General features: G+C 62.9%; 16 protein-coding genes and 1 tRNA gene. 14 read left to right on the forward strand and 3 right to left on the reverse strand.

Going from position 1 to position 19,853, the window contains the following annotated elements; all coding sequences use genetic code 11:
- Positions 1-313: 313 nt before the first annotated feature.
- The 8 genes from cysS (at position 314) to NH14_RS25505 (ending at position 9,375) form a co-directional block, all read left to right on the forward strand.
- Positions 314-1,711: a cysteine--tRNA ligase gene (gene cysS, locus NH14_RS25470; protein ID WP_035531963.1), complete on the forward strand. Its 1,398-nt coding sequence runs from the start codon at positions 314-316 to the stop codon at positions 1,709-1,711.
- A gap of 47 nt (positions 1,712-1,758) precedes the next feature.
- The gene (locus tag NH14_RS25475) at positions 1,759-2,706 is read left to right on the forward strand and encodes a DNA-3-methyladenine glycosylase family protein (RefSeq protein WP_035531961.1); all 948 of its coding nucleotides are present in this window, start codon (positions 1,759-1,761) and stop codon (positions 2,704-2,706) included.
- A 201-nt stretch (positions 2,707-2,907) separates the two neighbouring features.
- The gene (locus NH14_RS25480) at positions 2,908-3,879 is read left to right on the forward strand and encodes an acetyl-CoA carboxylase carboxyltransferase subunit alpha (RefSeq protein ID WP_035531959.1); all 972 of its coding nucleotides are present in this window, start codon (positions 2,908-2,910) and stop codon (positions 3,877-3,879) included.
- A 46-nt stretch (positions 3,880-3,925) separates the two neighbouring features.
- The gene (gene tilS / locus NH14_RS25485) at positions 3,926-5,380 is read left to right on the forward strand and encodes a tRNA lysidine(34) synthetase TilS (RefSeq protein WP_035531957.1); all 1,455 of its coding nucleotides are present in this window, start codon (positions 3,926-3,928) and stop codon (positions 5,378-5,380) included.
- A gap of 403 nt (positions 5,381-5,783) precedes the next feature.
- Complete coding sequence (locus tag NH14_RS25490; protein ID WP_035531955.1) at positions 5,784-7,034, forward strand: aspartate kinase; 1,251 nt, start codon at positions 5,784-5,786, stop codon at positions 7,032-7,034.
- Positions 7,035-7,186: 152 nt separating this feature from the next.
- Positions 7,187-7,280: transfer RNA gene (locus NH14_RS25495), tRNA-Ser, on the forward strand.
- Positions 7,281-8,104: 824 nt separating this feature from the next.
- Complete coding sequence (locus NH14_RS25500; protein WP_052148402.1) at positions 8,105-9,115, forward strand: hypothetical protein; 1,011 nt, start codon at positions 8,105-8,107, stop codon at positions 9,113-9,115.
- Positions 9,115-9,375 (forward strand): hypothetical protein, encoded by a 261-nt coding sequence (locus tag NH14_RS25505; protein ID WP_035531951.1) that lies wholly within the window; start codon positions 9,115-9,117, stop codon positions 9,373-9,375. Before NH14_RS25500 ends, NH14_RS25505 begins: the two co-directional genes overlap by 1 nt.
- 81 nt (positions 9,376-9,456) lie before the next feature.
- Here NH14_RS25505 and NH14_RS34030 read toward each other — a convergent pair whose 3' ends face one another.
- Positions 9,457-10,380 carry a tyrosine-type recombinase/integrase gene (locus NH14_RS34030; RefSeq protein ID WP_244143474.1) on the reverse strand — a complete coding sequence of 308 codons (924 nt, stop codon included), beginning with the start codon at positions 10,378-10,380 and terminating at the stop codon, positions 9,457-9,459.
- A 247-nt stretch (positions 10,381-10,627) separates the two neighbouring features.
- On the opposite strand from NH14_RS34030, the gene NH14_RS25515 reads away from it, so the two are divergent.
- The gene (locus tag NH14_RS25515) at positions 10,628-10,975 is read left to right on the forward strand and encodes a hypothetical protein (RefSeq protein ID WP_035531950.1); all 348 of its coding nucleotides are present in this window, start codon (positions 10,628-10,630) and stop codon (positions 10,973-10,975) included.
- A gap of 120 nt (positions 10,976-11,095) precedes the next feature.
- Here NH14_RS25515 and fabI read toward each other — a convergent pair whose 3' ends face one another.
- On the reverse strand, positions 11,096-11,887 hold the full coding sequence (gene fabI / locus NH14_RS25520) for an enoyl-ACP reductase FabI (protein ID WP_035531948.1): 792 nt from the start codon (positions 11,885-11,887) through the stop codon (positions 11,096-11,098).
- Between the two features lie 232 nt (positions 11,888-12,119).
- Here fabI and NH14_RS25525 point away from each other — a divergent pair, with 232 nt between their 5' ends.
- The 5 genes from NH14_RS25525 to NH14_RS25545 all read left to right on the forward strand — a co-directional run bounded on the left by NH14_RS25525 (position 12,120) and on the right by NH14_RS25545 (position 18,621).
- Entirely contained in the window at positions 12,120-13,943 is a 1,824-nt protein-coding gene (locus tag NH14_RS25525; RefSeq protein WP_035531947.1) for an extracellular solute-binding protein, read from the forward strand.
- Between the two features lie 33 nt (positions 13,944-13,976).
- Positions 13,977-15,014 carry a microcin C ABC transporter permease YejB gene (locus tag NH14_RS25530; RefSeq protein WP_035531945.1) on the forward strand — a complete coding sequence of 346 codons (1,038 nt, stop codon included), beginning with the start codon at positions 13,977-13,979 and terminating at the stop codon, positions 15,012-15,014.
- 1 nt (position 15,015) lies between these two features.
- Complete coding sequence (locus NH14_RS25535) at positions 15,016-16,122, forward strand: ABC transporter permease (protein WP_035531944.1); 1,107 nt, start codon at positions 15,016-15,018, stop codon at positions 16,120-16,122.
- Positions 16,119-17,753 carry an ABC transporter ATP-binding protein gene (locus tag NH14_RS25540; protein WP_052148400.1) on the forward strand — a complete coding sequence of 545 codons (1,635 nt, stop codon included), beginning with the start codon at positions 16,119-16,121 and terminating at the stop codon, positions 17,751-17,753. The genes NH14_RS25535 and NH14_RS25540 overlap by 4 nt, the downstream gene beginning before the upstream one ends.
- A 160-nt stretch (positions 17,754-17,913) precedes the next feature.
- Positions 17,914-18,621 carry a C40 family peptidase gene (locus NH14_RS25545; RefSeq protein WP_035531942.1) on the forward strand — a complete coding sequence of 236 codons (708 nt, stop codon included), beginning with the start codon at positions 17,914-17,916 and terminating at the stop codon, positions 18,619-18,621.
- A gap of 88 nt (positions 18,622-18,709) precedes the next feature.
- Here the strand turns inward: NH14_RS25545 and NH14_RS25550 are convergent, their stop codons facing one another.
- Complete coding sequence (locus tag NH14_RS25550) at positions 18,710-19,819, reverse strand: patatin-like phospholipase family protein (protein WP_084225837.1); 1,110 nt, start codon at positions 19,817-19,819, stop codon at positions 18,710-18,712.
- Positions 19,820-19,853 lie beyond the last annotated feature (34 nt).

The following is a 19,853-nucleotide window of genomic DNA, read 5'->3' on the forward strand; positions in this document are numbered from 1 at the left end:
GTCGCGGTGTTATACTCCGAGCCATTCTAACAAAAGGTCTGTGCGTTTTCGTCGCGCGCTTTTGGCCGCGCGGCAGCGGGTGCCTCTCGAGCGTCTGCTCCGGTTCATCGCGGCTTGTTGCGGCCGGCCCGGGGCGTTGCTTCCGGACAGTCTTCGCGGCACGCCAGGCTTTCTTTCACTACTCGTGGTCGTCTCCGCCCTGATGACTGATTGAGCGCGACTGTACGCAGCCTCGAGCAACGCGGTATTTTTACTCGCGGGCTGTTGTCGGCGCTGTCGCGGATTTCTTTCGACCCACGTATCCATCGTCTCTATGGAATCACTGCGCATCTACAACACGCTCGCGCGTGACAAGCAAAATTTCGTGCCAATCGAGCCCGGCGTCGTACGCATGTACGTCTGCGGGATGACGGTGTACGACTATTGCCATGTCGGGCACGCGCGCGTGATGGTGGTGTTCGACGTCGTGCAGCGGTGGCTGCGCACGCTAGGCTACAAAGTGACCTATGTGCGCAATATCACCGACATCGACGACAAGATCATTCGCCGCGCGGTGGAGAATGGCGAGCCGATCAAATCGCTGACCGACCGTTTCATCGACGCGCTGCACGAAGACGCCGATGCACTGGGTGTCGAGCGTCCCGATCTCGAGCCGCGCGCGACGCAGTACATCCCGCAGATGCTCGATATGATCGGCATGCTGGAAAGCAATGGCTACGCCTACCAGGGCAGCGACGGCGACGTGAATTACGCGGTGCGCAAATTCGCGAGCTACGGCGCGCTGTCTGGCAAGTCGATCGAGGACCTGCGCGCGGGTGAGCGCGTGGCGGCGAACGATGCGAAGCAGGATCCGCTCGACTTCGTGCTGTGGAAACAGGCAAAGCCGGAAGAGCCCGCCGACACGAGCTGGGATTCGAAGTACGGGCGCGGCCGTCCGGGCTGGCACATCGAATGTTCGGCGATGGGCTGCACGCTGCTCGGCAAGCATTTCGACATTCATGGCGGCGGCCAGGATCTGCAGTTTCCGCACCATGAGAACGAGATTGCGCAAAGCGAAGGCGCGACCGGCGAGAAGTTTGTCAATTACTGGATGCACAACGGTTTCGTGCAGATCGACAACGAGAAGATGTCGAAGTCGCTCGGCAATTTCTTCACGATCCGCGAAGTGCTGGCGATGTACGACGCGGAAGTCGTGCGCTTTTTCATTGCGCGCGCGCATTATCGCTCGCCGCTCAATTACAGCGACGTGCACCTCGACGACGCGCGCAATGCGCTCACGCGTCTGTACACGGCGCTCAAGGACGTGAGCCCGGATGCAGGCGAGCTCGACTGGAACGAGGCGCACGCGCAGCGTTTCCAGGCGGCAATGAACGACGATTTCAATACGCCTGTTGCCATCTCGGTGCTGTTCGAGCTGGCAACGGAAGTGAACCGCTCGCGCGACGCCGTGCTGGCGCGTCAGTTGCAGCGCCTCGGGCGCGTGCTTGGCGTGCTCGTGCGCGAGCCGCGCGCGTTCCTTCAGCAGGCAGCGGGCGCGCAGGATGCGGGCGCGCTCGACGTGGCTGCGATCGAGGCGAAAATCGCGGCGCGCACCGCCGCGAAGCAGGCGAAACAGTATGCGGAGGCGGACCGGATCCGGGCCGAACTGCTCGATGCCGGTGTCGCGCTCGAAGACAAACCGGGCGGGTTGACCGAGTGGCGCCGCGTGTGAGCGGGCTGTCCAGTTTCCACTGATCGATTCGCGAGGCAGGAGGCAGGATGGCAACGGCCACGAAGACGCAGGCAAAGCGCTCTGCGTCGCTCACGGGCGCGGCAGGCGAGGCCAAAAGGCGCGCCGCGCGCACTGGCGCCTTGAAGGCACAGCAAGACGACACCGCTGCGGTCGACGGTGCGAAGAAAGCGGGCGCGAAGGCGCAGGCTGAGCAGCGGGCACCCAATGGCGCAGTCAAGGCGGGCTCCCCGGCAAAGCCGGCGCGCGCGAAGGTCAATGGGGCGCTCGACGGCGCCGCGCCGATGGTGGGCGCAATGTCCGAGGGTTCCGTCGCCAGTGACGGCATCGAGGCGCCGACGGCTGCCGCGCGCGGCAATGAGCCGGAGGTCGTGCGTCCCGATTACTGGGACAAGGCTTGCGCGGATCTCGTCAAGCGCGACCGCATCCTCAAGAAGCTCATCCCGAAGTTCGGCCCTGTCCATCTCATGAGCAGCGACGACCCGTTCGTCACGCTCGCGCGTTCGGTGGTCGGCCAGCAGATCTCGACGGCGGCGGCCCAGGCGTTGTGGCAACGTGTCGAATCCGCATGCCCGAAGCTCGTGCCCCAGCAGTTCCTCAAGCTCGGCCACGAGAAACTGGCGGCGTGCGGTCTCTCGAAGCGCAAGACGGAGTACATCCTCGATCTCGCCGAGCATTTCGTCTCGGGCGCGCTCCACGTCGGCAAGTGGACCAGCATGGACGACGAGGACGTGATCGCGGAGCTCACGGCTATTCGCGGCATTGGCCGCTGGACCGCCGAGATGTTCCTGATCTTCAATCTCGCGCGCCCCAACGTACTGCCGCTGGACGACCTCGGGCTCATCCAGGCGATCAGCGTCAATTACTTCAGTGGTGAGCCGGTCACGCGCAGTGAAGCCCGTGAAGTGGCGGCCAATTGGGAGCCGTGGCGAACCGTCGCAACCTGGTATATGTGGCGCAGCCTCGAACCGTCGTGACGACATCGTGAAAAGCGGGTCTGCCAGCAACCGTGTCATGGGCATGCGGCAATACTGGCCCCGATTTCGGGCTGCTACGACAAGCCCGGGGTTATTTGGTTATTTTCTATCGTTACCCAAATTCGATAGTTCAGTTCAGATTTCGATGATGGCCGGCGCGGTTAGAATACGCGCTGCCGCATAGTGCAAGGATTCCAACACATGAAAACCACGTTTCTGGATTTCGAGCAGCCGATCGCTGAACTCGAAGCGAAGATCGAAGAACTGCGCTTCGTTCAGGACGATTCGGCCGTCGATATTTCGGAAGAGATCGAGCGGCTGTCGAAGAAAAGCCAGCAGCTCACGAAGGACCTCTACGCGAACCTGAGCCCGTGGCAGGTTTCGCAGATCGCGCGTCATCCGCAGCGTCCGTACACGCTCGATTACGTGCACGAGCTGTTCACCGATTTCCATGAACTTCACGGCGACCGCGCTTTCGCGGACGACCTTTCGATCGTCGGCGGCCTCGCGCGCTTCAATGGCCAGGCCTGCATGGTGATCGGCCAGCAGAAAGGCCGCGACACGAAGGAGCGCGCTGCGCGCAACTTCGGCATGCCGCGTCCGGAAGGCTATCGCAAGGCCGAGCGCCTGATGCGCCTGGCCGAAAAATTCGGCCTGCCCATCTTCACCTTCGTCGACACGCCGGGTGCCTACCCCGGCATCGGCGCGGAAGAGCGCGGCCAGTCGGAAGCCATTGGCCGCAATCTTTACGTGATGGCGGAACTCAAGACGCCCATCATCACGACGATCATCGGCGAAGGCGGTTCGGGCGGCGCGCTCGCGATCGCCGTGGCCGATACGGTCATGATGCTGCAATTTTCGACGTATTCCGTCATCTCGCCGGAAGGCTGCGCATCGATTCTGTGGAAGAGCGCGGCCAAGGCGCCCGAGGCCGCCGAGGCGCTGGGTCTCACTGCGCACCGCCTCAAGGCGCTCGGCCTGATCGACAAGATCGTGAACGAGCCGCTTGGCGGCGCGCATCGCGACCCGAAGGGCATGGCTGCGCTGCTGCGGCGCGCGCTCTCCGACTCGCTGCGCCAGTTCCAGGGCATGAGCATCGCCGATCTGAAGGCGCGCCGTTACGAGCGCCTGATGGAGTACGGCAAGTTCAAGGAAACGACGTCGGGCGCGTAAGCGCGACGTTGCTGACACGAGCCGGCGCGAGAGGCGCCGTCATGCCGTGACCGACCATCCCGAATCCGACGCCGGGCGCATCGTTCTCGATGCGCTCGGCGTTGTGCTTTCCAGCCTTCCCGCCGATGCGCGCATCGCCGTTGCGTTCAGCGGCGGTCTCGACTCGTCGGTGCTGCTCGACGCGGCGGTGCGCACGGCGGGCGCGGCGCGGCTCGTGGCGCTGCATGTGCATCATGGGTTGAGCCCGAACGCCGATCGCTGGCTCGCGCATTGCGAGGCGACGGCGCGCGCCTATGGCGTGGCGTTCGACGCGCGGTGCGTGACGCTCGCGCGCGAGGATGGGACAGGCGCCGCGGGTGCGATGGGGGTGGAAGCGGCGGCGCGCGAGGCGCGCTACCAAGCACTCGATGCAATGTGCGAAGCGCACGGTGTGCGGTCGCTGTGGCTTGCACAGCACGCCGACGATCAGGCCGAAACTGTCTTGCTGCAATTGCTGCGCGGCGCGGGGCTGGCGGGACTCGCCGCGATGGCGCCCGCGCGCGAGATGGCGGGTGCTGCGTCGCGCGTGCGGCCGTTGCTGCATTTGTTGCGCGTGCAACTGGAGCGCTATGCGCGCGCGTATCACCTGCACTGGGTCGAGGACGAATCGAACGCGGACACGCGCTATGCGCGCAACGCATTGCGCCATGACGTGCTGCCTGCGCTTTCGGCGCATTTCCCCGGTTTTCGCGATGCGCTTGCGCGCACGGCCATGCATGCTGCGTCCGCGCAGCGCCTGCTTGACGACCTCGCACGAATCGATTTGCACGAGGCCGGGCACGATGACGCTGGCACGCTCTCGCATGCCGCGCTGGTTGCGTTAGACGACGCGCGCGCGCGCAATCTGCTGCGCTACTGGATGCGCTCGCACGGCTTGCCTGCGGCATCGGCGGCGCGACTCGCCGACGCGCTGCGCCAGTTGCGCGAGATCGCGCGCGAGGGCGAGGGCCATGCGCTGCGGGTCGATCACGCCGGACGCACGCTGCGCTGCTATCGGGGCCGCGTGTCATGGGAAGCGCCGCGAGCTGAAACGGCGCTTGCAGGGGCGGAGGATCCAGTGGCGGGCGAGCGCGCCGGGCGCGCGCCCGTCAGCATGAACTGGCGCGGCGAGGAAGTCTGGCGCCTGCCGTCATGGCGGGGCAGCTACGTCTTCGCACCCGCCGATGCGAGCGATCCCGATGCCGTCCCCGAATCCGTATTGCGCGAACGTCCGCTTGTGGCGCGTGCGAGAGAGGGTGGCGAGCGCCTGCGCGACGAGGCCGCGAACGTGAGCCGCACGCTCAAGAATCTGTTCCAGGCGCGCGGCGTGCCGGCGTGGGAGCGCGATGTGCCGTTGCTTTACGTCGGCGAGACACTGCTGTTCGTGCCCCGGATCGGCGTGAACCGCTCGGCGTTTGGCGCGCAAGGCGGTGCGTCACGCTGGCGGCGCATCGAATGGCGTGCGGATTTGCTGATTGCGTAAGCGCGCCAGCGCGAATGCGCCAGCGCAAATCCTTGCCGCACAAGCCTTTTTCGCCCCCTGCGGCCCAATTTTGCCTTGTAATTTTGACTTTGATCGGGTAGGGTAACTTGTTTGTCCAGCCCGCTTTTTCGCGTTCACGGACGCCGCCAAAAGCGGCGCATGCCGTGCCAGGACGCGATGTCTCCTTCAGCGGTATCCGACGATTGCAAGGACGTCGTAGCGGTATGCGGGCAGGGCGCGCGAGCACGTATCAGTATCTCCACGATGCCGGTGCGGCTGCCTCGTGGCCGCCCGGGCAAATTCCGCGTGTGCTGCACGCGCCAAGCCTTCGCGCGGTCTGAACGGTACCGGGCGAGCCGTCTTCGGTGCGCCAGCGCGGTAACATCTCCAGTTCAGAACGACAATGGCACTCATCGTACACAAATACGGCGGCACCTCGATGGGCTCGGTCGAGCGCATCAAGAACGTTGCCAAGCGCGTCGCCAAATGGCACAAGGCCGGCCACAAGATGGTCGTCGTGCCCTCGGCGATGTCCGGCGAAACCAATCGTCTGCTCGGCCTCGCGAAAGAGATTTCGCCGCAGCCGAGCCCGCGCGAACTCGACATGATTGCGTCGACCGGCGAACAGGTGAGCGTCGGTCTGCTGTCGATCGCGCTGCAAGAAGCCGGCGTGGACGCCATCAGCTACACCGGCTGGCAAGTGCCGGTCAAAACCGACAGCTCCTTCACCAAGGCGCGCATCAACGACATCGACGGCGAGCGCGTGCTGGCCGATCTCGATGCCGGCAAGGTGGTCGTGATCACGGGTTTCCAGGGCATCGATCCGGAAGGCCACATCACCACGCTCGGGCGTGGCGGCTCGGACACCTCGGCGGTTGCGGTCGCCGCTGCGCTGAATGCCGACGAATGCCTCATCTACACCGACGTGGACGGCGTCTACACGACCGACCCGCGCGTGGTGGACGACGCGCGCCGGCTCGATCGCATCACATTCGAAGAAATGCTGGAAATGGCCAGCCTCGGCTCGAAGGTGCTGCAGATCCGCTCGGTGGAATTCGCGGGCAAGTATCAGGTGAAGACGCGCGTGCTCTCCAGCCTGACCGACCCGGCGATGAACCTCGACGAGGAAATGAAGTCGGGCACCCTGATTACCTTTGAAGAAGACGAGACCATGGAAAAAGCAGTCATCTCGGGTATCGCGTTCCAGCGCGACGAGGCCCGCATCATCGTGATGGGCGTGCCCGACAAGCCGGGCATCGCGTATCAGATTCTCGGCCCGGTGGCGGACGCGAATATCGACGTCGACATGATCATCCAGAACCAGAGCGTGGCCGGCAAGACCGACTTCACGTTCACGGTTGGCCGCGGCGACTACCAGCGCGCGATGGATATCCTCACGAACCAGGTGAAGGGTCACGTGAGCGCCGAGCAGGTGCTGGGCGACGCGAAGGTCTCGAAGGTTTCCGTGGTCGGCGTGGGCATGCGCTCGCACGTGGGAGTGGCAAGCAAGATGTTCCGCACGCTCTCGGAAGAGGGCATCAACATCCAGATGATTTCGACGTCCGAAATCAAGATCTCTGTGCTGATCGACGAGAAGTACATGGAACTGGCGGTACGCGCGCTGCACAAGGCATTCGAGCTCGAGCAGGCCTGAGCCGGTGTCGTTATGACTCGGGTATGACTGGCAATTGAGTGGGCGCACGAAAAAGTTTGAAAAAAGTGCGTCTTAAAAATTGACCAGAACGCTCGAACCCGCTATTATCTTTGCTTCGTTGCGCTGCCTCCCTGGCGCGAACGAAGTTTTCGGGAGACGTGGCCGAGAGGTCGAAGGCACTCCCCTGCTAAGGGAGCATCTGGGCCAAAACCTGGATCGAGGGTTCGAATCCCTCCGTCTCCGCCAGAGATGGCGGTGGAAACCCCGTAAGTTCAAGGACTTACGGGGTTTTTCCATTTCTCGGCCCATCGCGCAGCACATCATCGGGCAAAAACTCGCTTCCGCTTGCGACCGCCATAGTCCACTAGAATCCGTGTCTAGTCCGTGACATTCGCGGGATTCTCACGAACGACATCAAGAAGGCTTCGACTGCAAGGGCGTTTTTTTCCTGTGGTCATCATCTCTCGGGAGGCAGTGTGGGCCATCCCTCGTTCACGGATATCAAACCGTTGTGGAGCCTGGTCGATCCTCTCAGTGTTGAGGACGCGGCGGCGTTGATCGCCGGATATGATTCGCACTCCATCGACGATAGCCGGCGGCTCTTCAGGAATCGGGAAACAAATTGAACCGACAGCCATGGCATTACATCGGTGCATACAGCGCAGACGGCGCTGGAGAATGCCGTGATGGCCGGACATCTGAAGGCGACGATACGGCGCGCGGCGTGGGAGCGGGGATGGGACGAAGAGCCCGGGGAGGGGGAAGCGTATGCTCAGAGGGTCACGATAAGAGACGACGATGCGGCGGACGCCTGGGGCATTGCCGAGCCCCAGGCGCTTCGAAGGCATCGCACGATCATCTATCGCGTCGCGCCGGACTGGAAGCTGAGGCCCGCGCGGACTTTTCTGGTAGCGGCTGAGTTTCAATCAACGAATCGAACGGGCCGCCAGCTATCCTGCGGGCGATAACTCTGCCCCGGCAGCGGAGCACATTTGCGGGCGCTCAATATCCAGACCTCGTTTTGCAAATTGGCTCGCGAATGCAGAGTACGCTGAAAGCCCGAAAAGAGGATGGGTGACGGACTGACGATGTGGAATACCCTCTCTGTGCCGCTCGAAAACGGATGGCAATGCGCGCTCATTCCGGGGCCGCAGTATTACGAGCTGACGGCTTGGGGGCGCGGCTACTGCAATCTGTCGGCTCGCGCGCTGTACCCAAATGCTGGCCGGGACAATTCTGCTTATTCGTGGAATGCGCGGCCCTCGAGTGAAGTGGACAAGAGCGAGTTGTGGGAGAAAGACCGGCTCAAGCAACTCGCGGATGACCGGGCGGGCTTTGCACATCATTTCCGCCCGGATTGGGATTTGCGCACGATTACCGGCGCAAAGGCGCTGCACGATGTTCAGACGTTTGTCCGTGACACCCTGACGCTGGCCCACTGGAAACTGCCAACCGATAACGCGAGCGTCCGGGAACTGCTGTGCGCTGCGGTGGCATCCGGCCAGCTTGTGCCGGTCGTGAATCGCGAATACTGGGGCGTGCCGCGCGTCGCGCCACCAGCCTTCGCGCCGCAGCGCTGGCCCGCGACGAGTGGCGGTGGCGGATACCCGCCCAAGGTTTACACCTCCTTCGAATTCGAAGCGCTCAAGCGGGCCAACGGCGAGCTTCCCCCATTGGGCGCTGGGGTCGTGAATGCAACGCTCAATACGCAGCCCAATCTTGGTGTACCGGCCAGGGGTGACGATGGTTTTGGCTTGCCCGGTTTCATTGAATCAGCGGTGGGCGCTTTGCTCGGCGGCGGGGACGATACGCCGGACCTTGCCGAAAGCATGACCGATGATTCGACACCGCTTGGCGATGCAGAGCCGTTCGAGTATTCCGACGCTTCAACGGACAGTGATAGTGTGTTGGCGATGGCGGCGCGTGGCGTAAGTGAGGCAGACGAAGCCGAATGCATCTCACAATATGAGCGGGATTTGGATTTGTGTGACGCTCTCGGAGGCCCGATGGGCGGTGCACGCGGAATCGCATTGTGTAAGCAAAACGCGTTTCAGAATTACCAACAATGCAGAGGTTATTGATGGCAAAGCATCCCCCTTACTCCGTTGTTTTGAGCTACTCCGAGGATCGCCAGCAATTGACGGTTCAAACTGTTGACCCCGCCAAGCTTGCGCCGCTAGTTGCCGGGAAAATCGAAATGCCGATTCTGTTCGATGAGCATGACTTTAAGCTTGATGATGAGTTTGCACGGCGGCTTGGCGTTGCCATGCTCAACCTGATAGCGCTCGGCCAGCCTGATATCAAACAATATATGTCGGTGACGCAGGAACCAAAGTCGTAACGGTTGTATTCACGGTCACGTATTTGAAAAAACCGGCGCCCGCGAGTCGGCTTTCTTGTACCTGCATTTCCTGGCGATTTCTCAATCGCTCGCCCATGCGCCGCACACATGCGTCGCCCACGCTTTCATCATTGGGCGGCGCTGTTCCAGAAGGTCTGTGCGATGGTAGGCCGCGTCAACCTTGTTCGCGACGGTATGGGCGAGCGTACGCTCGGCCAAGTCGCGAGCATAGCCGTGTTCGCTGGCCCAATCGCGAAACGAGCTTCTGAATCTGTGCAGCGTTGCGACGCGCCCCGGCGTATCGCTTTTTGCCTTCACGCGGCGCAGGAGCGCGGTAAGTGTCATATCCGATAGCACCTTTCCGCGCGGCGACGGGAACACTAACGTTTCGTGCCGCTTCGCCTCCTTGAGCCGTTTGATGAGCGCAAGCGCCACCGACGAGAGCGGAACGCGATGCGGCTCTCCTGCCTTCATTCGTGAGCCGGAAATCGTCCACACGGCGGAGTCAAGGTCAAACTCACCCCACGTCACGCCGCGTACTTCACCGCTGCGCGCCGCCGTGAGGATCGCGAAAAGCAGGGCGGCGAGGGTGCTGTCTGCGGCTTCAATATCGCGAAGCTGCGCCTTCGCGAATTCAGGAAGATCGTTCCATGGCATTGCGGGCTGGTGTTCCTTCTTCGCATTCTGCTTCGGCAAAAGGTGATAGACCACGCTTGCCGGGTTAGCCGTGATATGGCCGTGCGCCCAGGCCCACTGCAAGACGGCGTGCATCCGCTGGCGGGTCCGGCTGGCGGTCTCGGCTTTCTCCAGCCAGATAGGCCGCAACACTTCGGCGCAGTCGGCGGGCGTAATCGCGTCTAGCGGCTTGTCGCCGATCTTCGGAAACACGTAGTTCTCCAGCGTCGAAATCCACTGCGCGGCGTGTTTCTCGTTCTTCCAGCCGGGCTTCAGTTCCTCATGAACCTTGCGCGCGGCTTTCCCGAACGTGAGCGCGGCGGCTGCCACGCTGGCGGCTTGCTGCGCGCGGTTGCGTTCTTCGATGGGTCTTTGCCGGCGTCGCGGCGCTTGCCCGTTATTGGACTGGTAAAGCGCAAAGTCCATTTTGACCCGCTCTTGCCTCGGGTGTAACCAGACGTTACGCGAGCGAACTCACGGTGGTTTTGTGCATCAGTTATTACAATGTTGAAATATGTGGCCCGGGAGCCTGCGCTATATTGGCCCCAACAAAACATCAACCTCAAAAGGTGAGTTCATGAAGTTCGCTCGTGTTGTTGCAGTGCTGGTCGCGGGCCTGGCTATCGGTGCATCGAGTACGGCTATGGCTGGCGTGAGCGTGGGCGTCAATATCGGAATTCCGGCCCCGGTTTACGTCGCGCCGCAACCGGTCTACGTTCCGCCGCCTCCGCCCCCGGTGGTTTATCAGCCCGCGCCTGTCTATGCGGCGCCCCCGGCCGTCGTGGTCGGCTGGTACGGCAACCGCTATTGGGACGGTCGTCGCTACTGGGACCGCGACGACTGGTATCGCCATCACGGCGGTTACGACCACGGCCGAGGTCACTATGACCGCGATCATGGCGGCCCTCCGGGGCATTGGCACTAAGCCAGTTCGTACGCGCCGTGATGGACCAGAACGAGGTCAAAAATAAAAGCCGCCCGAGGGCGGCTTTTTACTTGCTACGGTTGCCAGCGCAACGAGGTGCGGGCAGGGCCTGGCGGCACGTTATTCGCCGAGGCCCGCCATGCCGCCGACCACGGCGTTAAAGCCTGCGTCGACGTGAACGATTTCCGCCGTCACGCCGCCCGCCAGATCGGAGAGCAGGAACGCGGCCGTGTTGCCGACTTGCTCGATCGTTACGTTACGCTGCAGCGGCGCATTGTGCTCGACGAAGTCGAGGATCTTGCCGAAGCTCTTGATGCCGCTTGCCGCGAGCGTCTTGATCGGGCCGGCCGAGATGCCGTTCACGCGCACACCCTTGGCGCCGAGCGATACGGCGAGGTAGCGCACGCTCGCTTCGAGCGAGGCCTTCGCGAGCCCCATCGTGTTGTAGTTCGGGATCGCGCGCTCCGCGCCGAGATAGGTGAGCGTGAGGAGCGAGGCGTTGGCCGCGAGCATCGGTTGCGCGGCTTTGGCGAGCGCGGGGAAGCTGTAGGCCGAGATATCGTGGGCGATGCGGAAGTTCTCGCGCGTCATGCCGTCGAGAAAGTCGCCTGCGATGGCTTCGCGCGGTGCGAAGCCGATCGAGTGGACGAGGCCGTCGAGCGTGCCCCAGTGCTGCTTGAGGTCCGTGAAGAGCGCTTCGATTTGCGCGTCGTCGGCCACATCGCAGGGGAAAATGAGGTTGCTGCCGAATTCCTGCGCGAATTCGGTAATGCGGTCCTTGAAGCGCTCGCCGACGTACGTGAACGCCAGTTCCGCGCCTTCGCGCTTGCATGCTTGCGCAATGCCATACGCGATCGATCGGTTCGACAGCAGGCCGGTCAACAAAATGCGTTTGCCAGCGAGGAAGCCCATGAATTCTCCTGAACAGGTTCAATGCACCGGGCGCCGGTAGAGGCGGCGCCGCGTGGTTTGGGTAGAATTCTCTCACAATTGACACGGCACCCCGGACAAATCCCTTTCTATGACGACAGGAACGCGAGACAGGAGAGCGCGCACGGCGCGTGGGGCAACGGTTCCTGGCTGGAGTCCTGATCGGGGGGGCACGCGGCTGTGTACCGGTTGGGCTGGCCGGGCAAGCTGGCGCATGCTGGCCGCCGCGCTCACGCTTGTATTTGCGGCCATGCCTTCGGCGCAAGCGGTCTACGCGATTGCGCAATACGGCGAGCCGAAGTACCCGCAGGATTTCAAGCACTTCGATTACGTGAACCCGGATGCGCCCAAGGGCGGCACCCTGGTGCTCGCGAACCCCGACCGGCTCACGAGCTTCGACAAGTTCAATCCGTTCACGATGCGCGGCAACTCGGCGCCGGGCCTCGGCATGATTTTCGAGAGCCTGACGACGGGCAGCATGGACGAAGTGGCGTCGGCGTACGGCTTGCTCGCCGACGATATCCGCATCGCGCCCGATCGCTTGTCGGTAACGTTTCATTTGAATCCGCGCGCGCATTTTTCGAACGGCGATCCGGTTACCGCGGCCGACGTCAAGTTCTCGCTCGACATGCTCAAGAGCCGTCAGGCGGCGCCGTCGATGCAGGCTTATTTCAGCGAAATCGTGCGCGCCGTGGTGGTGGACCCGGCCACAATCCGCTTCGAGTTCCACAGCAACAATCGCGAGTTGCCGCTCATCGCGGGCGGCATGCCGGTGTTCTCGCACAAATGGGGCTTGCATGCGGACGGCACGCGCATCGCGTTCGACCAGATCGCGTTCGAAGAGCCGATCGGCAGCGGCCCGTACGTGATCGAGCGTTACTCGAACGGCCGCACGATCACGTACAAGCGCAATCCCGACTACTGGGGCAAGGACCTGCCTGTGCGCGTGGGAACCCACAACTTCGAGCGCATCGTCTACAAGCTCTATTCGGACGATGTCGCGCGCCTCGAGGCATTCAAGGCGGGCGAGTATGACGCGCTCGTCGAATACGTGGCGCGCAACTGGGTGCGCCGCGACGTAGGCAAGAAGTTCGACAGCGGCGAACTCATCAAACGCGAGTTCCCCCAGCACAACGGCACCGGCATGCAAGGTTATGTGATCAACCTGCGCAAGCCGATGTTCCAGGACGTGCGCGTGCGCGAGGCGCTTGATCTCGCGCTCGACTTCCAGTGGCTCAATCGCATGCTGTTCTACAGCCAGTACAAACGCATCGACAGCTGGTTCGTGAACACGGATTTGCAGGCGAAGGGTTTGCCCACGCCAGGCGAACTCGCGCTGCTCGAGCCGTGGCGCAAGCAGCTCGATCCCTCTGTATTCGGTCCGCCGCCTGTGCAGCCGAGCACCAAGCCGCCCGGCTCGCAACGCGCGAATCTGCTCAAGGCGCGTGCGCTGCTCGCGCAGGCGGGTTGGACCTGGCGCGACGGCGCGCTGCGCAACGCGCAGGGGCAGCCGTTCGTGATCGAGGCGCTCGACGACACGAGCGCCGCCGCGCAATGGGCGCCGATCATGGCGCAGTACACGAAGGCGCTGGCGCGGCTCGGCATCCAGGTGAACTATCGCTCGGTGGACTTCGCGCTTTATCAGAAGCGGCTCGATGCCTTCGACTTCGACATTACGACGATCAAGTTCCCCGACGTGCAGGTGCCGGGCGCCGAGCAAGTCGACCGCTTTGGCAGCAAGGCAGCCGACGAGCCCGGCTCGGGCAACCTGATCGGCCTGAAGTCGCCGGCCGTCGACGCGATCCTCAAGGCGTTGATGCTCGCGCAAACGCGTGAGCAGTTGCTAGACGCCGCGCATGCGCTCGACCGGGTGCTGATGCACGGCTACTATGTCGTGCCGCAGTGGTACAGCGCGACGCACCGCGTGGCGTACAAGAACACCTTGGCTTATCCGGCGAAGCTGCCGCTGTACTATGGCGCGGTCGACTGGATCATTTCGACGTGGTGGCTTGGCGGTGCGCACGCGCCGCAGCACTGAGATGCCCGACCTTCCTTGCGGACACGAAAAATCATGTGGAGCTACATCGTCAAACGCCTGTTGCTGATGATCCCGACGCTGCTCGGCGTGCTTACGCTGACGTTCGCGGTGATCCAGTTCGTGCCGGGCGGCCCCGTCGAGCAGGCGGTGCGCGAACTCAAGCGCGGCGCGGAGCAGGGCATGCCTTTCGGCATGCGCGCGCATTCGGGCGTGGACGCGCAGCAGATCGCGCAGCTCAAGCAGCTATACGGCTTCGATAAACCTCCGCTCCAGCGCTATTTCCTGATGCTCGGCCGCTTTGCGCGCTTCGATCTGGGGCAGAGCTACTTTCGCCATCAGAGCGTGTGGTCGCTTATCATCTCCAAGCTGCCGGTGTCGATCAGCATCGGCTTGTGGACCTTCTTTCTCACTTATTTGATATCGGTGCCGTTGGGCATTGCCAAGGCGGTGCGCAACGGCTCGCGTTTCGATCTCGTCACGAGCCTCATCGTGCTGATCGGCTATGCAATACCGGGCTTCGTGCTGGGGGTGCTGCTGCTCGTGCTGTTTGGCGGCGGCACTTTCCTGCAACTCTTTCCGCTGCGCAATCTGACTTCCGACGACTGGGACACGCTCTCGCTCGGCGGCAAGATTCTCGACTACCTGTGGCACATCACGTTGCCGGTCACGGCCTCCGTCGTAGGGAGTTTCGCGGTCGTGACCATGCTCACGAAGAACGCGTTTCTCGAAGAGATCCGCCGCCAGTACGTGCTGACCGCGCGCGCGAAGGGCCTGTCCGAGCGCACCGTGCTGTGGAAGCACGTGTTTCGCAACGCGCTGTTGCCGCTCGTCGTCGGGTTTCCGGCTGCATTCATCGGCGCGTTCTTCACGGGCAGCCTGCTGATCGAAACGCTGTTTTCGCTCGACGGCCTCGGCCTGCTGTCCTACGAGTCGGTGGTGCGGCGCGACTATCCCGTCGTGCTCGGCACCCTCTATCTTTTCACGTTGATCGGACTCCTGACCAAGCTCATCTCCGATCTCTGCTACGTGTGGGTCGACCCCCGCATTCAATTCGAACAACTGGAGCGCTGAGTTGAACCGAACCCGCGCCGGCGCCGAACCCGAACTGCGCACCGAAAGCGTACGCGCTTTCAAATCGCCCACACCCGCGCGCCGGGTGTGGCTGCGCTTCAAGCAGCAGCGCCTCGGCTACTGGAGCCTGATCGTTTTCGTGATCGCGTTCGCAGCGAGTCTCGCGGGCCCGCTCTGGTGCAACGACAAGCCGCTCGTGGTGCGCTACGACGGACATCTCTATTTCCCGCTCTTCAAGTCGTATCCGGAGACGACCTTCGGAGGAGATTTCCCGACGTCCGCCGATTACCTCGACCCGTACATTCGCCACCGCTTCGACGCGCCCGGTAACTTCGCAATCTATCCGCCGAATCCGTACTACTACGACACGCTCAATTATTTTTCGAAGGTGCCGAATCCGGCGCCGCCGTCACGCGATAACTGGCTCGGCACGGATGCGAGCGGGCGCGATCTGTTCGCGCGGCTGCTGTATGGGTTTCGCGTTTCGGTGGAGTTCGCGCTCGTGCTGACCGCCATCGGCACGCTGCTCGGCGTGCTGGCGGGGGCGATCCAGGGCTACTTCGGCGGGCGCGTCGACATTGTCGGGCAGCGCCTGATCGAGATCTGGAGCGCGATGCCCGAGCTCTATCTGCTCATCATCTTCGCGTCGATCTTCGAGCCGGGCTTCATCCTGCTGATCGTGCTGCTCTCGCTGTTCGGCTGGATCGGGCTTTCCGACTACGTGCGCGCCGAGTTCCTGCGCAATCGCAATCAGGATTACGTGGTCGCCGCGCGCGCCATGGGGCTCTCGAACTGGCAGATCATCTGGCGCCACGTGTTGCCCAACAGCCTCACGCCCGTCATCACGTTCTTGCCGTTTCGTATGAGCGGTTCGATCCTCGCGCTCACGAGTCTCGACTTTCTAGGCTTGGGCGTGCCGCCGCCGACGCCGAGCCTTGGCGAATTGCTCGCGCAAGGTAAAGGCAATCTCGACGCATGGTGGATCTCGATGTCGACGTTCGGCGTGCTGGTCGTCACCTTGCTGCTGCTCACGTTCATGGGCGACGCGCTGCGCAATGCGCTCGACACGCGCATCTCCGACGCGATGAAGGCCGGAGGCAACCAGTGAGCGCATTGCCAAACGATATCGGCGCGCTTACCGGTCCGCTGCTCTCGATCGAGCATCTGAGCGTGCGCTTTGGCGAGACACTTGCCGTGGACGATGTCGCGCTTTCGATCGGACGTGGCGAGCGTGTGGCGCTCGTGGGCGAATCGGGCTCGGGCAAGACCGTGACCGCGCTCGCGATCCTGCGGCTGCTGAGCGACGCGCGCATCTCGGGTGCGATCCGTCTGGACGGCGAGGATCTGCTCGCGAAGAGCGAGCGCGCCATGCGCGGCTTGCGTGGCAGCGAAATCGCGATGATCTTCCAGGAGCCGATGACGGCGCTCAATCCGCTCTATACGGTTGGCGAGCAGATTGCGGAAACCATCGTGCTGCACGATGGCGTGACGAAGAAGGAAGCGTACGAACGCGCGGCGGGGCTGCTCGAGCGCACCGGCATTCCCGAGCCGCGCCGGCGGCTGTTCAGCTATCCGCATCAGCTTTCGGGCGGCCAGCGCCAGCGTGTGATGATCGCGATGGCGCTCGCGTGCCGCCCGCGCCTGTTGCTGGCGGACGAGCCCACCACGGCGCTCGACGTGACGATCCGCGGACAGATCGTCGAACTCTTGCGCGAGTTGCAGCGCGAGGAGGCGGGCAAGCCTGGCGGGGGCATGTCGGTGCTGCTCATCACGCACGACCTGAATCTCGTGCGCCGCTTCGCGCAGCGCGTGGCGGTGATGGAGAAGGGCCGGCTTGTGGAGACGGGAAGCGTCGAGCAAATCTTCGAAGCGCCGCAGCATCCCTATACGCAGCGACTCATTGCCAGCCGGCCCGAGCGCAACGTGCTGCCAGTGCTGCCGATCGCGCCGGTGCTGCTCGAAGCGAAAGACGTGAGCGTCGATTTCGCCACGAAGCTGCCGGGCTTTACGGGCTGGTGGCGGCGCGGCCGCTTTCGCGCCGTCGACGACGCGAGCGTCTCGGTGCGCCAGGGCGAGACGCTTGGCATCGTCGGCGAGTCGGGGTCGGGAAAGTCGACGCTGGCGATGGCGATGTTGGGTCTGCAACGCACCGCGGGCGGCGCGATCGAGTTCCAGGGACGCCCCATCGCGAGCTATCAGGGCCGCGACAAGCTCGGGCTGCGCTCGCACTTGCAGGTGGTCTTCCAGGACCCGTTCAGTTCGCTTTCGCCCCGACAAACCATCGAGCGCATCGTAGGTGAGGGGCTGGCGCTGCACCGGCCCGATATGTCTGGTGAGGAGCGTCGCAAGCGCATCGTATCCGTATTGCGGGAAGTGGGTCTCGACCGCACGGTTCTGCAACGTTACCCGCACGAGTTTTCCGGCGGCCAGCGACAGCGCATCGCGATTGCGCGAACGCTCGTGCTGGAGCCGCGCGTGATCGTGCTAGACGAACCCACCAGCGCACTCGATGTCTCGATCCAGCAGCAAGTATTGCGATTACTGACTGATTTGCAACGCAAATACAATCTCGGCTACGTGTTCATCAGCCATGATCTCGAGGTCATCGGTGCGATGGCGCATCGTGTCGCCGTCATGCAGAACGGCGCGATTGTCGAGACCGGAGATGTAACAAGAATCTTTGACGAGCCTGCTCACCCTTACACGCGAAAGTTGCTGAAAGCCGCGCTTGATCGATGAACGATCGCGGAACTTAAGGGTATTTTTTGGTGAAATTCACCAATGAGGTCCGCATCGTAATTGTTTTTTTCTATTTGTTTTGACACACAAATACTTACTGGCTACTATCGTCCAAACTTTTCTTCTAACTCCCTGATTTACGGGCAATTTATTCCGACCCATGCAGCACCGATCCCTGACCCAGGCTTGCACGCGCGTCGTCGCCGGGATGTTCATCGGCGCACTGATGGCTGCAGCTAACGGCGCGTTCGCCGACGAAGCAAGCAGTTTCAATCAGAACGTCTCATTTTCACCCAGCAATTCGACGATAAATTCGGCGAATTCCCAGTCGCTTTCCGCTGCTCAAAACCCGTCGCAGACTTCTGCCGCACCGGCTCCGGCCCAAAGCGGCGCCAAGTCATTTCTATCGGGCATGGCTGGCAAGGCCGGCGACGTGGTAGTGGGCGCATTGAACATGATCGGCGTGCGTTATCGCTGGGGCGGCAACACGCCGGACTCGGGCCTCGATTGCAGCGGCTTCGTGCGCTACGTGTTCCAGGACACGCTCGGCATGAACCTGCCGCGCCGCGCGGAGGAAATGAGCCGCGTGGGCGAGAAGGTGAGCATGAGCAACCTCAAGCCCGGCGACCTCGTGTTCTTCAATACTATGCGCCGCACGTTCTCGCACGTAGGCATTTATATCGGCGACAACAAGTTCGTGCACTCGCCGTCCACTGGCAGCACGATTCGCGTCGACGATCTGGACAACGGCTATTGGGAAAAGCGCTTCACGGGCGCGCGTCGCGTCGAAGCGTCGTTTACGCCGGATCAGGAGCAAGGCCTCAAGCAGCGCGTGAGCGCGCAGTTCGACGGCAGCGGCGGCAACTAATCGCCGTCGGGTGCAACACGGGTGTGACAGAAAGCCTGCTTCATTGAAGCAGGCTTTCTTGTTTCTGGATGGCCGTTTATCGCGTCGCTCAGGCTGTCGCCGTGCGTGCGGCAGCCAGCTTGCGTTCGATCTCCGGAAAGATCTTTGCGGCGGCTTCCTCGCCGGCGAGGATCGCGGCATTGCGCTGGGTGAAGTCGCTGCTCGACATGGCGTTGAGGTTCGGGCGGATCACGATGTCCGCGTATTTCTCGAGCTCGTAGTTCTTGATCGACTGGCCCATGATCGTGAAGGTCTGCATCAGCACGTCGAACTGGCTTTGCGTGGGCGCCGTTTCCGGGCGCGACGAAATATCCACGGCAATCACGAAATCGGCGCCCATCTTGCGCGCGAACGAGGCCGGCACCGGGCTCACGAGGCCGCCGTCCACGTACTCGTGACTCGCGATGCGGACCGGCTCGAAAATCGACGGAATGCTGCACGAAGCCCGCACAGCAATGCCCGTGTTGCCGCGCTGGAACAGGATCGCCTGCCCGGTGCGCAGATCGGTCGAGACGACGCCTAGCGGCCTGGCCATCTTTTCGATCGGGCGGTCGCGCAGTGTCGTGTTCAGAAAGTTCTGCAGCGCCACGCCTTGCAGGATGCCGCGGTTGCGAAACGGCATGGCCCAGTCGCTGATCGACGCTTCATCCATCGTTAGCGCCAGCTTGTTGAGCGCAAAGCCATTCAAGCCCGAGGCGTAGAGCGCGGCCACCACCGAGCCCGCGCTCGTGCCCGTGATCAGATCGACCTGGATGTTGCGCGCCTCGAGGCCCTTGATCACGCCGATATGCGCGAATCCGCGCGCAGCGCCGCCCCCGAGCGCAAGGCCCACACGAATCGGGCGCTGTGTTTTCGCGGACGGGGGTGGAGTGGCGGTGACGCTTTTGTTGTCGGTCGTTTGCGTGCCCGCGGTGGTGCAGGCGGCGAGGACCGTGGAGGCGGCCGCGAGCGAGAAATGGCGGCGGCTCAATGAAAGCGGCGAGGGGTGGCGGTCCGGTTTTTGGCCCCGTTGTGGGTCCGTTTGCTGGTCGGGATTCAGGCGCGGCTTCAGATCCGGCTTCGAACTGGGTTTCAAGCAGATTCTCCAGGCGGCGCGCGCGAAGGCGACTCTCGTGTGGTGCACACCGCGTCTATTCTTGCGGCCCGCGATTGAGGCCATGCGGGGCCACGCCGGCGAGGGCGCCAGCGCGCCG

This window comes from Paraburkholderia sacchari (assembly GCF_000785435.2).
GTDB classification, from domain to species: Bacteria; Pseudomonadota; Gammaproteobacteria; order Burkholderiales; family Burkholderiaceae; genus Paraburkholderia; species Paraburkholderia sacchari.